Below are 14320 nucleotides of genomic sequence, written 5' to 3'. Positions count from 1 at the left end.
GAACTGTGGGTGTGTCTGACGCGGCCGGCCCTATCGGGTGGGCCCGGCCGGCGCGGGCCGGGAGGGGGCTCCACCCTCGGTGGCGGCTCCCACCGCGTCCTCCGCGTCCTCCGCGTCCTCCGCGTCCTCCGCGTCCTCCGCGTCCACCGCGCCCTCCGCATCCGCGGTGCTCCCCGTGTGCGGGTGGCCCTGGTGCCCGTCGCCCTCGATGTCGATGTGCGGGAGCAGGCGGTCGAGCCGGCCGGGCAGCCACCAGTTGCCGTCGCCGAGCAGGACCATGGTCGAGGGCACCAGCAGGCCGCGGACGACGGTGGCGTCCAGGGCGACGGCGGTGGCCAGGCCGATGCCGAACATCTTGACGACCGGGTCGTCGGAGAGCAGGTAGCTGAGGAACACCGCGACCATGATCAGGGCCGCCGAGCTGATGATCCGTCCGGTGCCGGCGAGGCCGGTGACCACGGCCCGCCGGTTGTCGCCCTCCCGCAGGTAGGCCTCGCGTACGGCGCTGAGCAGGAAGACCTCGTAGTCCATGGAGAGGCCGAAGAGCACCGCGAACATCAGCAGCGGTACGTAGCCGGGGATCGGGACGGCGCCCTCCAGGCCGATCAGCCGGGCGCCCCAGCCGTGCTGGAAGACGGCGGTGAGCACGCCGTACGCGGCGGCGACCGAGACCATGTTCATCACGGCGGCCTTCACCGCGACGACCGGCGAGCGGAAGGCCAGCAGCAGGAGCAGGCCCGCGACGGTCAGGACGAAGCCGACGACGAGCGGCATGCGGTGTGCGATCCGCGCGTTGAGGTCGGCCTGGGCCGCCGGGGTGCCGCCGATGTGCACCTGCTGGCCGCTGCCTGCGGTGGCGGCGGGCAGGACGTCGGAGCGGAGTCGGTGCACCAGTCCGGTGGTGGCCGGGTCGGCGGGAGCCGTGGAAGGGGTGACCTGCCAGCGGACGGTGCGTCCGTCGGCGGCCACGGCGGGCGGACCGACGACGGCGACGCCCTCGGCACCGCGCAGCGCGGTGGTGACGGCGGTGAGGCGCGGGTCGCCGGCCCCCGCGGCGGCCGGAACGGAGGTGGGGAGGACGCCGACCACCTGGAGCACGCCGTTGGAGCCCGGGCCGAAGGCCGCGGCCATCCGGTCGTACGCGGTGCGGCTCATGGTGCCGCTCGCCTTGCTGCCGGCGTCGAGCTGGCCGAGGTGGAGGTGGGCCGCGGGGGCGGCGAGGATGCCGAGCAGCGCCAGGCCGGCCAGCAGGAGCGGCCACGGCCTGGCCGCGACCAGGGCCGCGACCCGGCCCCAACCGCGCGGGCGGCCGTCCGGGGCGGGCGCGGCCGGCTTGGGCGTCAGCCGCGTGCCGAGCAGAACGAGCAGGGCGGGCAGCAGCGTGAGATTCACGCCCAGCGCCGTCATCACGGCGATCGCGGGGGCGAGGGCCAGGGCGTACAGCAGCGGGAGTCCGCCCAGGGCGAGACCGGAGAGTGCGGCGACGACGGCGCTGCCGGCGAACGCGACGGACTTGCCGGAGCCGGCGGTGGTGCGCACGGCGGCGTCCTCGATCCCGACGCCCGCGGCGCGCAGCTCCCGGAAGCGGGTGAGCCCGAAGAGGGTGTAGTCGATGCCGACGCCCAGGCCGATCATGGCGGCGATGGTCTCGCCGGCCTCGGGCACGTCCAGCAGGTGGCCGGCCAGGCCGAGGACGGGCAGGGCGATGCCGAGGCCGATCACCCCGGCGAGCAGCGGCAGCCCGGCGGCGACGAGGCTGCCGAAGGTGAGGGCGAGGATCAGCAGGGCGGTGCCGAGCCCGATGGCCTCGCTGCGGCCGGTGCTCCCCTTGTCGACCGCGGCGGCCAGGTAGCCGCCCGGGGTCACCTCGATGCCGGCGGCGTCGGCCGGCGTCGCCGCCGCGAGCACGGCGTCGGTCGTTTCGGGCGTGATCTCCCGGCCGGTGACGTCGAGGTCGATCGCGAGGTAGGCGGTGTGGCCGTCGGCGCTCATGGCGCCTGCGCCGGCCGGGTCGTAGGGGGTGGTGACGGCGACCACGTGCGGCACCCGGGCGATGGCCGCGGCGGCGCTGCGCACCGCCGCGGCGGTGTCGGAGGCGGACAGCGGAGCGGCCGTGGCGGCGGTGTGCAGCAGGACGGGCTGTCTGCCGGACGCGGGGCCGGGGAACGCGCGGTCGGCGATGTCCCGCGCGGCCTGGCTGTCGCTGCCCGGAATGGAGACGGCCTCACTGGTGACGCGGCCGAACACCGCGAGCGCCGCGAGTGCGGCGGTGAGGAGGAGCAGCCAGGCCGCGACCACGCGCTTGGGCCTGCGGGCGCACCAGCGCCCGACACCGGTGAACATCTGCGGCGAACCGCCCTTCGTACGGCGGTGGGACGGCGACGGGCCGGTCCCCACCAAAACTTATTGCACTCAGCGTGCAACGCGTACACTTGCACTCGCGGTGCAAAAATGTCAACGAGAGGGCGGAGGCCCACGTGGAACGGAGCGAAACCGCCGCGCCCGTCACTGACGGACGCACGGAGCGCGGGCGTCAGACCCGAGAGAAGATCGCCGACGCGATGCTGTCGCTGCTCGACGAGAACCAGGCGCACTTCCCCGCCGACAAGGTCGCCGAGCGGGCCGGCGTCTCCCGGCGGCTCGTGTTCCACCACTTCGCGGACATGGCGCAGTTGGCCGAGGTCGCCGTCGGCCGGCGCCTGGAACAGCTGATGGCGCAGGTCCGGCCGCTCCCCACGGAGGGGCCGCGGGACGTCCGGGTCGCGGCCCTCACGGAGCAGCGCGCCCGGATCCTGGAGGGCCTCACCCCGGCCCGGCTCGCCATCATGCGGCTGGAGAACCCCTCCCCCCGCGTCCACGAGGCGGTCCAGCAGATGCTGGAGTTCGCCCGCCTGCGGCTCGGCCAGATCTTCGCCCTGGAGCTCGACCCGCTGTCCGAGCCCGGCCGGACGGACCTGCTCAACGGCCTGGACGCGGTCACCACCTGGAGCACCTGGCACCATTGGCGCAGCACCGGCCTGAGCCCGGAGCAGGCCCGCCACACCATGGCCGTCACCGTGCACGCCCTCCTCGCCTCCGCCGACCACCAGGCCGACGATCGTCCCGCCGAGGACGGTCCGGCCGACGACCCGACCGGCTGAGAGAGTGTCGGGTGGTCATGTGATCACTCGTTCTTGAGGCGTCGTCGGAGGCGGGCTGCTTCGGTCTCGATGCGGCCGCGCGGTTCGAACTCCTCGCCAGCGAGGCGGGCGCTCACCCGGTTCACACCGACCCGGTCGATGCGGAGCCGGTCGGCGCCCGGCAGCAGCGGGATCGGTGCGACGGGCGGGCAGGGCACGACGAAGGCCGGCGGCAGGGAGGCCTGCCGCCGGCCGGGGTGGGGCGGGGGTGCGGGGTGTTCGAATCAGAGGAAGAGCACGGTCAGGGGGTGGGCGGGGTCCGGTCGGCGGGCAGGCCGGACCGGGTGAGGGCCGGGCCTCGGCGAGGCTGTAGTGGTCCTGGTCCGAGGCGATCCGGCCGCCGCCGCGGTGCGCGGCGCGTACGGTCGTCCGGTCAGCCGAGGTCGGTCCGGTCAGCCGCGGCCGGTCCGGGCATCCGTGTCGCCGTCCGGGATCCAGGAGCCGTGGACGCCGCCGGGCACCCGGCGGGGCAGGTGGACGGTGGCGACGTTGTCGAGGCCGGAGGCGTCGAGGACCAGCAGCTGCGACGAGTCCTGCTTGAGGTCGGAGACGACGGTGAGCAGGTAGCCCTCGTCCTCGCCGGTGGCCCCGGCCGCCGGGACGAAGACGGCCTCGCTGGGCAGCCGGGCGTCGCCGATCCGGCGGATCCGGCGGGCACCGGTCACCCGGTCGTACTTGACGACGCCGTAGCCGCCGAAGCCCTGCTCGTCGGGGAAGGCGACGGCGTACTGGTAGCGGTTCTCGGCGCCCAGGTACGCCTCGTTGAGGGTCGGGAACTCCACCGGCAGGTCGTCGACGATCCGCTCGTCGACGCTGCCGGCCGCCAGGTCGACCACCCAGCGCCGCGTGTAGGAGCGGGAGCCGGGCTCACTGCCGCGTCCGGGCGCGCCGACCCACCAGTTCCAGGAGAGCCGGAATCCCTCCCGGTCCACGGTGGGGCCCTCCAGGACGATGCGGCCGCGGTCGTCCTCGTAGGCGTTCGCGACGTGCAGCATGTTGCCCGGTTCGATGGAGAACCAGCGGATCTTCCCGGCGCCGCCGGCCCCGCGCGGCATGACGCCGATGCGGGCGGGCTGTTCGTCGCTCCAGCCGTACGGGATGCCGGAGTGCTCGGAGGGGTCGAAGGTGACGTTGCCCTCGACGAAGACCACATGGTGGCGGGTGATGGCGAAGTCGTGCTTGAGCGAGGCGGTGGCGTCCGGCACCTCGACGCTGTGGACGATCGCGCCCTTCGCGTCGGCGACGTAGTAGGTGAGGAACGGCGGGAGGGGCGAGGAGCCGAAGAAGTGGAGCTCGCCCGTCAGCGGGTCCTCCTTGGGGTGGGCGGTCATCGCGGTCCGCAGCCTGCCCTCGAAGTCGTAGGCACCGACGGTGTCCAGCTCCCGCGTGAGTTCGAACGGCAGGTTCGCCTCGCACAGGGCGAGCAGGCGCCCGGCGTGCTCGATGACGTGGGTGCCCGCGACGGAGGCGGTCAGGTCGGGGCCGTGCTCGGTCATGTACGGGGCGCCGTCGAGGGCGGGGGTGTGCACCCAGCGGTTGCGGTACCACTCGGCGCGGCCCTCGCGGAGCCGGATGCCGTGCACCATGCCGCTGCCCTTGAACCAGTGGGTCGGGGTGACGCCCGGCTTCGGGTTGTGGCCGTTGCGGATCAGCCGGCCGGTCAGCTCGGGCGGCAGGGTGCCCTCGACGGTCAGTTCGGTGGCGGTGAGCTCGTCGGCGACGGGCGTGAAGTGGCCGGTCAGGTACGGCGGCTTCTGGGAGGTGGTCATGGCAGATCCCTTTCGGTGAAGGTGGATGTGGTGGATGCGGTGGATGTGGTGGAGGTCGTGACGGTGGAGACTGCGGTGAAGGTGGTGACGGTCAGGCGTGCCCGGTGCGGGCCGCGCGGCCGTCGGGCCGCACCCGGGCCCCGGGGGCCGCGGTGGCGTCGGTCGTCGTCCGGCCGGTGCAGCGGGCCAGGAGGACGGTGAGGAGCGCCGTGACGGCCAGGACCGCGGCGGAGACCGCGAAGGCCGCTCGGTAGCCGGCGGTCAGTGCTTCCAGGTGTCCCCGGGCGGCCGCGTGGCCGGTGACGGAGCCGGCGAGGGTGGTCAGGACGGCGAGCCCGATCGCGCCGCCGACCTGCCGGGTGGTGTTCACCAGCCCGCCGGCCAGCCCGGCGTCCCCCGGCGGGACGCCGTCCACGGCGAGCCCGGTGAGCTGGACGAAGGCGATGCCGAGGCCCAGACCGACCAGGAGGCTCGGGCCGAGGATGTCGGTGAGGTAGCCGCCCCCGGCGTCGATCCGGGACAGCCACAGCAGACCGAGGGCCTCGGTGAGCAGGGCGGCGGTCGTGGTCGCGGTCGCCCCGAGCCGCCGGGCCAGTCGTGGTGCCAGCGTGGCGCCGATCATATTGGCGGCGGCGAGCGGGAGTTGGCCCGCCCCGGTGGCCAGCGGCCCCGAACCGAGGACCTGCTGCTGGTAGAGCGGCAGGAAGAAGAACAGGGCGATCCACACCGAGCCCAGCAGTGCCATCAGCAGGTTCCCGGAGGCCACCCGGCCCGTGGTGAACAGCCGGGGCGGGATCAGGGCGTCCGGCCGGCGCCGCTCGATCACGACGAAGGCGGTGAGGAGGACGGCGGCGGCTCCCAGGGCAGCGAGCACCGGACCGTCGTCCCAGCCGGCGCCGCGTGCGGTGGTCAGGCCCCAGACCAGGCAGGTCAGGGCAAGGGTGACGGTGACGGTGCCCGCCAGGTCGAACCCTCCGGCCGCCCCCGCGGGCTGCCGACCGGTCACCGGACCGGAGTCCGCCGGGACGAGGACCGCCGCGGCGGCCAGCACCAGCGCCGAGCCGAGTGCGACCGAGTGGAAGATCCACGGCCAGCCCCACGCCTGGGTGAGCACGCCGCCCAGCAGGACGCCGCCCGCCCCGCCCGCGCCGGAGACCGCCCCCCACACCCCCAACGCCCTGCCGCGCCCGGTGCCGCCGGGGAACTGCGCCATCGCCAGGGCGAGTGCCGCCGGGGCGATCGCCGCAGCGGCGAGCCCCTGGACGGCCCGGGCCGCGATCAGCGGCCCCGGGGCGGTGGCGAGGCCCGCCGCCAGCGAGCCCGCCGCGAACAGCGCGAGCCCGACGGTGAGCACCCGGCGGCGGCCGAGCAGGTCGGCCGCCCGCCCGCCGGCCGGGAGCAGCGCCCCGAACGCCAGGCCGTAGGCGTTGACCACCCAGGTGACGGCGCCGTCCGAGAGGCCGGTCCCGGCGCGGATCTGCGGGAGCGCCACGTTCACGATCGAGGTGGCGACCATGACGGTGAACTGGGCCCCGGCGAGCGCCGCGAGCGCGGCTCCCGGGGAGCGGGACCGGCCTGGTGCCGGCGTCTTCGGTGCAGGTGCAACGTTCATGGCCACAGACTCGGGCCGGCCGCTGTCCACTTGCCAGGCCCGTCGGGTCCGGGGACTGTCCACCGCTGTCCGCACCCGTCCACCCCCGGACGGTCCGGACGCTCCGGACGGTGCGGGGCCGCCCCTTCGGACGGTGCGGCGCCCGTCCGTCCCGTCCGGTGCGGACCATTCAGCGAGGGCCGGTCAGCGAGGCCGGTCCGTCCGCGCCGGTCAGTGGGCCCGGCCACTGAGGGCCGGTCAGCGAGGGCTGATCACTGGGCTGATCACTGGGCTGATCACTGAGGGCTGCTCACTGAGGGCCGTGCAGCTCCTGCTGCCACAGCGCCTCGGTGAGCAGGTCCAGGCCCTGGCGCAGATGCCGCCGGTACGTCCCGTACGGCAGGCCGAGCCGACGGGCGGCGCCCTCCTGGGTGGGCGCGCCGGAGAAGTAGCCGGCCGTCAGGGCCTCGCGGGCGCGGGCCCCGCGCGGATCCTGCGCGAGGTCGTCGACGGCCCCGCGGAGCAGGGCACGCAGCTCCTCGACGGGCTCGTCGAGGTCGGCCGCGAGGCGGCTGCGCAGCAGGGAACAGGTGGCGAAGGCCGCCGCGTCGCGCCAGTGGGCCAGGGCCTCGCGCACGGCCTGGTCGAACGCGGTGCGCGAGATCCCCGACGGCCCGGCCTGGACCGGCACGGGCGTCGACGTCATGAAGTGGCGCAGCCAGGTCTCGACGGGCACCTGGCGCCAGTCGACGCCGAACACGCCGTAGGTGTGCGCGCCGACCCGCGGCCGCGCACCGGTGTCGTCGAGACTGCCCCTGACCCGTGCGGCCCACGTGTCGGCATCCCGCCAGACGGCGAAGCCGTAGGCGCGGGCCCGGGCGCGGGCCGACTCGGCCTGGGCGCGGGAGGAGCTGAGGTCCATCACGCGCGAGGGCACCTGGTACCGCTCGGGGTAGACCGAGAACCGGCTGATGCCGATGTGCTCGCCGGAACGCACCGGCACGGTGGCGTCGGTGTACGCCCACGCGGCCGCCACCACCGGGTCGGTGGCGAGGTCCTCGGGGTCGGCCGGGGCGGGCAGGGCGAGCCGGGCCGTGAACGCGACGATGCGTCCGGTGCTGACGAGCCGGTAGACGCTGAACGCCTGCGGCTGGCGCTGCGCCCAGTAGCGGACCAGGTCGGCGGACTCCGGGCCCTCGGTCTCGGCGGCCATCCGCAGGACGACGTCGAGGTCCTCCGGGCACAGCGGCCGGTCGTGCACCTCCTCCTCGCGCGACCAGGTGCGCAGCCGCGCCACCATCTCGCCCTCGCGGAAGAGGTAGAAGAGCTCGTCGGTGACGGTCCACACCCGCTCCTCGGGGGCTTCGCGCAGCAGCCGCAGGTACTCCTCGGCCAGCCGTCGGCGCATCTCCACGAAGGCGTTGGGGGCCCGCCAGCGCAGGTCCGCGGCGAGCGTCTCGCGGGCGGCGTCGTGCGGGTGGAGGCCGCGGTGGGTGGACTCCATGAACGGCAGGCCCCTGAGCCACCCGAAGAGCAGGTGGGCGTCCTCGCCGGGCAGGACGGTGGCGAGTAGTTCCTCCGAGGTCGCGCGGGCCTGCGCCGCCACCTCCAGGGCGCGGCGGTGGGCGGCGGTCGGCACCTCGCCGACGAGGCCGGAGAGCAGGGTGCGCAGCACGTCGGCCGAGGGCGCCCAGACGCCCTCCCGACTCCAGTCGGCCTCCCTGGCGGCGGCCGCGAGGGAGAGCGCCAGCGGGTTGCCGCCGGCGAACCGCAGGACGCGTTCGCGCAGTTGGGGCGGGACCTGGGCGTTGGACAGCAGGCTGCGGGCCTGCGACTCGGAGAACGGCCCCAGTTCGACGACCCGCAGCAGCCCGGACCAGGCGGGGTCGGCGGTCCACTGGGGCTGGGGCGCGTGGCGGCCGGCCAGGACGACCAGGGTGTCGTCGGCCGCGCGGGGCAGGAAGCGCTGCCACAGCCAGCTCTCCAGCCACTGGCAGTGCTCGAAGGAGTCGACCGACAGGACCGTCCCTGGGACGTCGAGGAACGGCGCGGCGGCGCGTTCGAAGTCGGCCGGGTCCCGGCTCACGAAGCGGCCGTCCAGCTCCAGGAGCAGCCGCCCGGTCGCGCGGGCGTGGTCCGCGAGGCGGCGCAGCAGCGTCGACTTGCCGATGCCGCCCGGGCCGACGACGTAGAACGCGAACGGCGCCTGCGGGTCGCCGGCCAGGGCGTGCGCGAAGCCGTCGAGTTCCTCGTCGCGGCCGATGAAGGCCTGGGCGCGTGCGCTGCTCAGTCTCTGCTTGACGGAGGCCATGTGACGGCTCCTCTCCCCTCGTGGCGGTCGGCCAGGTCGGCCAGGTCGGCCAGGTCAGCCCGGTCAGCCAGGTCGGCCCGGTCAGCCGGTCAGTCCGGTTGGCCCGGTCGTGTCGGTCGTGTTGCCGGATCCGTGCCGCCTCACCTGACGAGTCCCAGGTTCCGGTCGTCCTCGTCGCCGGAGACGAGCAGGGTGGTCTCCTCGACGAGTTCGAAGCGCCCGTCGGCGGCGAACCGGGCGAACAGGTACACCTCGGTGCGGGAGGTGCGGCCGTCGTGCCGGGTGACGGTGACGGTGTGGCGGTCGGCGTAGCGTGCGCCGTCGCGGAGCTCGTCGTGGACCTCGACGTGCCCGCTGCGGACCAGGGAGCGCAGCCGGGTCATGTGCTGGACGAAGGCCGCCCGGTCGCTCCACACGCCGTTGGTGCGCTGGCGGTAGTCGGGGGTGAAGTGCCGGTCGACGGCCTCGTCGAGGGGGAGGTCCGGGTCCGGGGCGAGCAGCAGGTCGTTGAGGGCCCGGGTGATGTCGGTGGCGGTCATCTCGGTCTTCTTCCAGGAGGGGTCGGTGGAGTGCGGGCCGGACCGTCATCCGTGGACGGGGGCCCACGGGGGTGTCGTCGACGGGGCCGCGCGGCCGGGGGTGGTGTGGCGAGTGTTGGTGTGGCGGGTCGTGGCGTGGAGGGTGGCGGCGTGGACGGGCGTGAAGTCCAGCGACAGCGCGGAGGGGCCGCGGGTGTAGAGGCCGGTCTCCCGGTAGACGAAGCCGGGGCTGTAGCGGACCCGGTCGAGCAACGGGAGCAGCAGCGCGGCCACGGTCTCGATCTCCGCGCGGGCGAAGGCCGCGCCGACGCACTGGTGGAGGCCGGTGCCGAAGGCCAGGTGCTGGGCGGCCGCGGTGAACGAGCGGGCGGTGCCGAGGTCCGGACGGTGGAGGTCGAAGGTGTCCGGGTCGGTGAAGGCCTCGGGGTCGCGGTTGGCCGCGCCGATCATGCAGAAGACCGTCGCGCCCGCCGGGACGACCGTGCCGGCGAACTCGGCGTCGCGCTCCGCCAGTCGGGGGATGAGCTGGACGGGTGGGGTGCGGCGCAGGGTCTCCGCGATGGCGGCGGACAGCAGGGCCGGGTCCCGGCGGACCTGCGCGAGCTGCTCCGGGTGGTCGATCAGGTGCTTGAAGAGCAGGCCGAGGGTCCTGTCGGCGGGCTCGACGGCGGCCACCAGGACGTTGATGATCAGCGCGATCACGTCGCGGGTGCTCATCGTGATGCCGTCGAACCCGGCCGTGCAGAGCGCGGATATCAGGTCGGCGCCGGGGTGACGGCGGCGCTCTTCGACGACCGGGACGAGGTAGGCCTCCAACTCGCGGGCGAGGTCCAGGCAGACGCGGCGGCGGTCGTCGGTCAGCTCGATGGCGGTGACGAATTCGCCCACGCCGGCGAGCCAGGAGGAGACCTGCCGCCAGTCCCGCCGGTCCAGGCCGAGGACGTCCAGCGTGACGCGGACGGCGAAGGGCTTGCCGAAGTCGTTGACGAGGTCCATCCGCCCGCCGGCGAGGAGGGGTTCGAGGAGTTCGACGGCGTTGGCGCGGATCGTGCGGACCTGCTCCTGGAGCTCCTGCCCGGTGAAGGCCCGGACGACGATCTTTCGCTTCGCGGTGTGCTCCGCCCCGGTCATCTGGGCGAGGACCGGCCCGCGCATCACCGGCTCGGCGCGCACCTGGAGCGTCTCGGTGGTGAAGGCCTCATGGTCCGTCAGCACCCGGTGCACATCGCGGTACCGGGAGAGGAACCAGCTGTCGATCGCCGGCTCGTAGTGCACCGGTGCGTGCTCCCGCAGCCAACCGAAGTGCCGGTCGGGTGCGGCGGCGAACTCCTCGGAGAGGATGCTGAAGCGGGGATCGGCCATGACGGGGCGGACCTCTCGGGGAACCGGGCGCCCAGGGAGCGCGGGGTCGACGTGGTGCTTCGGTGACGTGGTGCTCGGGGACGGTGGGCGAGGCTCAAGGAGGCGTCCGGCGGCGGTCCGTGGGGCGGGATCCGCTGCCCGGGTGCTCAGGCCGGCGTCAAGGGGAACGAGGATCTCCGGCGACAACGGCGGCAACAGCGGCACCGGCGGCCGGAGTCGGCAGGAGGACGGGGGCGACGGTCCGGGGCCCCGTGCGGCGCGACCGGACCGCGGAGCGCAGCGCTCCACGCGGTGGCCGTGCTGGCAACTCGCACTCCGGGCAACGTCGTCGGTTCCTGCGTCGGGGCGGCCCCGTCGGGGTCCACCGTCGGGATGGCGGCCCGCAGCCGGCCCACCCCCGGGCATTGACGTGGGCACTATAACCCGAAGCCCGAACGGCGCAACCAGGGCTTTCCCGTGCCAAGGGTGGTTCGTACCATGCCCGTTCCGGACGCGGACGGACCGTCGGGCGGACACCTGTGGACACCTCCGGATGCCATGGACGCCTTGGACGCCTTGAAACGACTTGGACGTCTTGGACGTCTTCGGGCGGTGGCGGACACCTGCGGACGTTTCCGCCTCGCGCGCCACCGGGCGCCGGACGGGACCTGGTGTTCGTCGGTGCTGGCCCCCCTCACGGCGGAGACACCGGATGCCCGCTCCGTTGCTCGGATGCCCGCTTCGCTCCCCGGATGCGCGTTTCCCGGACGTCCGCCGGCGCGGACCCGGCCGGAGGTCGGTTTCCGGACAATCCACGGCGGGTGGGGGGAATTCCAAGGGAATTCGGCGGGCGGCACGTTGGGCATCCCCGCCGACGGGGCATGGGGAGCCCGTAGGTCAGGCCCGTTACCTCGGTGGTTGATGGCAGAAAAGAGATGCCATGGACAATTTCGACGGTGAAGTCCCCAAGCGCAACCCGGTGTTCTGCTCGCGCGTCGGCGCGGTTCTCGACCTCGACCGCGACGACCTGGGACACCCCGCACACCCCGGCCTGTGGCGGCAACTCCTCGCCGACCGCAGGCCCGTCGAACAGCGCGGCCTGTACTGCCCGGACTGCCTGGCGAGCCGGCCGGAGCGGCCGGAGTGGATGTACGTCTACGAACGCGGCGGCCTACGGATCGCCGCCCACCACAACCCGGCCCGTCGCCACCACGACATCGAGAGCGACGCGCACCAGGCGTACCGGGACCGGTATGCCCGGGCCGCGGAGAGCGACGGCCACCGGGTCGAGGTGGCGCCCGTCGGCGGCGACGGCAGGCGACGGCCCGAGGTGCTGGTGACCGGTGCGGGCGGTCGCCGGTACGGCTTCCGGCCCCAACTGTCCTACCTCGCCGCCGGAACGGCCCGCGCGCGCGACGCCGCCGCCCGCGCGGCCGGGATAACCGCCGTCTGGCACACGGTCGACGCCGGGGCGCCGCTGATCGACGCCGTCCACTGGACGCGCACCGACAACCTTCCTGCCGCCGCCATCCGCGACAACCGCGACCTGCTCGTCCGCGGTGGCGTCCGGGCCCTCGCGTTGGAGCGGTGCGACCGCAGGCCGGGGCCCTGCTCGCGGCGGGGGAGTGGCAACTGCGGTCACCGCCACCCCCGTTGGGATCCGATGCCCCGTCAGTTCGACGACCTCGTCCGGGACATCGCCAGCGGCGCCTACGTCCCGCTCACCGTCAGGACGGGCCGTGGGCTGCACCGCTTCTGGGCCTGCGCCGCCGACCGGGAGGCCTTCCTCGACAATGGCGGGCTCCTCGCCGACCTCGAGTTCGATGCGGAGCTCGATGCGGAGTTCGACGCCGAGGCCGGTCCGGGAGCCGGTCCGGGAGCCCGTCCTGGGGCCAGTCCTGGGGCCGAGACCAGGGTCGGCTCCGGGGGCGACGTTCAGGCCGGACATGCGACCACCGGCCTAGGGACGGTTCCCCGCCAGCGGCACACCTCCCTGCGCCGGCGCAGGGAGGTGCAGTGCGTCCTGGACCGGGTCGAGCGCGGGCACCGCCGCCTCGACGCCCTCCCGCCGCGGGACACCGGCGAGCCCCTCAGGTTGCCGCCCGCCCCCGCTCGGCCCGCCACCGTGCCGCCCGTCCCCGCCCAGCCCGCCACCGTGCCGTCCGCGGCCCCGGCGCGGCCCCAGCGCCCGCCGATCGCCCCGCTGCGCCCGCACGTCTGCTCGGCGGGCACGACCCCGTGCGGTGCACCGGCCCGGCCCTACGCCGGCGGGTGGTTCTGCGAGGAGCACCGCCCCGGCCCCGGCTTCGGACGGCCGGGGCCGTGAGGGAGGGACGGTGACGGAGGGGCAGTGAACGCGGGGCGGTGAAGGCGGGGTGAGGCGGCTCGCCGGCCGTCCGGCGCCCGGGGAATGAGATCCGGGACGGTGGTCGTTGCTGCCGACGTGACCACTGCAGCGCCTGCGATCCGTCTCTCCGTCCTCGACCGTTCCCGGACGCGGCAGGGGCAGGAGCCCGCGCAGGCGCTGCGCGACACGGTGGCCTTCGCCCGGGAGGCCGAGGGCTTCGGGTACCACCGCTTCTGGGTGTCCGAGCACCACGGCGTGCCGGGGGTGGCGGGCTCGGCGCCGACCGTGCTCGCGGCGGCGGTGGCGGGGGCCACCACCCGGATCCGGGTCGGCACGGGCGGCGTGATGCTGCCCAACCACCAGCCCTTGGTGGTGGCCGAGCAGTTCGGCGTGCTCGCCGCGCTGTTCCCCGGCCGGATCGACATGGGCCTCGGCCGCTCGGTGGCCTTCACCGACGGCGTCCGGCGCGCACTCGGCCGGGACAAGGACGCCGCCGACGCCTTCCCGGCCCAGCTGGCGGAGCTGCTCGCCTACTTCGACGGGGCGAGCCGCACGCACCGCGACGTCCACGCCCGGCCCTCCGAGGGCCTGCACGTCCCGGCCTTCGTGCTGGCCACCGGCGAGGGCGCCGACCTCGCCGCGGACGCGGGCCTCCCGCTGGTGATCGCCGCCGTCCGCGGGGAGGACCGGATGCTGGCGGCCATCGACCGCTACCGCGCCCGCTTCCGCCCTTCCGCACAGGCCACGGAGCCGTACGTGGTCGTCTCGGGCACGGTGGCGGTCGCCGGGACGCCCGAGCAGGCGCGCGACCTCCTGGTCTCCGAGGCCTGGTCGGGCGCCCACGCCCGTACCCACGGCGAGTTCCCGCCGCTCGCCCCCACGGCGGAGGTCCTGGCCCGGGAGATGACGGAGCGCGAGCGCGCCGCGTACGAGCAGTCCCTGCGCGGCCACATCGCCGGCACGCCCCGGCAGGCCGCCGCCGAGCTCACCGCCCTGATGGCGCGCACGGGGGCCGACGAGTTCCTCGTCACCACCAGCACCTACGACCGAGCGGCGCTCCTCGACTCCTACCGGCTCCTCGCCGAGGCCGTCCGCCTCCGCTGAGCCCTGTGCTCTCGGCGGGCCCTGCCCCTTCCACGATGCCCTGTGCCTCGGCCGGGGGAGTCCGCCGACGGGGAGCGCCCTCGTCCGCCGGCGGGCGCGGCCTCAAGCCCGCCCGGCCCCCGGTCATCGCCTGTCCGAC

General features: G+C 74.8%; 10 protein-coding genes. 3 read left to right on the top strand and 7 right to left on the bottom strand.

All coding sequences use genetic code 11. The features are described 5' to 3' along the window. Window positions 1-30 precede the first annotated feature (30 nt). The gene (locus tag J5Y04_RS32595; protein ID WP_209416006.1) at window positions 31-2343 is read right to left on the bottom strand and encodes an MMPL family transporter; all 2313 of its coding nucleotides are present in this window, start codon (window positions 2341-2343) and stop codon (window positions 31-33) included. A 134-nt stretch (window positions 2344-2477) separates the two neighbouring features. Between J5Y04_RS32595 and J5Y04_RS32590 the strand changes: the two genes are divergently transcribed. After that, window positions 2478-3140 carry a TetR/AcrR family transcriptional regulator gene (locus J5Y04_RS32590; protein WP_307853412.1) on the top strand — a complete coding sequence of 221 codons (663 nt, stop codon included), beginning with the start codon at window positions 2478-2480 and terminating at the stop codon, window positions 3138-3140. Between the two features lie 23 nt (window positions 3141-3163). On the opposite strand, the gene J5Y04_RS32585 is transcribed toward J5Y04_RS32590, so the two are convergent. From J5Y04_RS32585 to J5Y04_RS32560, 6 genes are all read right to left on the bottom strand, one after another. Next, complete coding sequence (locus J5Y04_RS32585) at window positions 3164-3337, bottom strand: hypothetical protein (RefSeq protein ID WP_209416005.1); 174 nt, start codon at window positions 3335-3337, stop codon at window positions 3164-3166. 234 nt (window positions 3338-3571) lie between these two features. Next, a complete protein-coding gene (locus J5Y04_RS32580; protein WP_209416004.1) occupies window positions 3572-4948 on the bottom strand; it encodes a carotenoid oxygenase family protein in 1377 nt (458 codons plus the stop codon). 91 nt (window positions 4949-5039) lie between these two features. Beyond that, window positions 5040-6560: an MFS transporter gene (locus J5Y04_RS32575; RefSeq protein WP_209416003.1), complete on the bottom strand. Its 1521-nt coding sequence runs from the start codon at window positions 6558-6560 to the stop codon at window positions 5040-5042. A 289-nt stretch (window positions 6561-6849) separates the two neighbouring features. After that, window positions 6850-8850 (bottom strand): ATP-binding protein, encoded by a 2001-nt coding sequence (locus tag J5Y04_RS32570; RefSeq protein WP_209416002.1) that lies wholly within the window; start codon window positions 8848-8850, stop codon window positions 6850-6852. Between the two features lie 140 nt (window positions 8851-8990). After that, window positions 8991-9389, bottom strand: coding sequence for a nuclear transport factor 2 family protein (locus tag J5Y04_RS32565; RefSeq protein ID WP_209416001.1), 399 nt, complete (start codon window positions 9387-9389; stop codon window positions 8991-8993). 45 nt (window positions 9390-9434) lie between these two features. Next, window positions 9435-10751 (bottom strand): cytochrome P450, encoded by a 1317-nt coding sequence (locus tag J5Y04_RS32560; protein WP_209416000.1) that lies wholly within the window; start codon window positions 10749-10751, stop codon window positions 9435-9437. 919 nt (window positions 10752-11670) lie between these two features. On the opposite strand from J5Y04_RS32560, the gene J5Y04_RS32555 reads away from it, so the two are divergent. Then, on the top strand, window positions 11671-13056 hold the full coding sequence (locus tag J5Y04_RS32555) for a hypothetical protein (protein ID WP_209415999.1): 1386 nt from the start codon (window positions 11671-11673) through the stop codon (window positions 13054-13056). Window positions 13057-13173: 117 nt separating this feature from the next. After that, window positions 13174-14181 carry an LLM class flavin-dependent oxidoreductase gene (locus tag J5Y04_RS32550; RefSeq protein WP_209415998.1) on the top strand — a complete coding sequence of 336 codons (1008 nt, stop codon included), beginning with the start codon at window positions 13174-13176 and terminating at the stop codon, window positions 14179-14181. The last annotated feature ends 139 nt before the right edge of the window (window positions 14182-14320 follow it).

Origin of the sequence: Kitasatospora sp. RG8, from assembly GCF_017813315.1 — a bacterium.
Classification (GTDB): domain Bacteria; phylum Actinomycetota; class Actinomycetes; order Streptomycetales; family Streptomycetaceae; genus Kitasatospora.
Note: the sequence above shows the minus strand (reverse complement) of the source record. Positions and strands in the feature narration are given on the sequence as shown.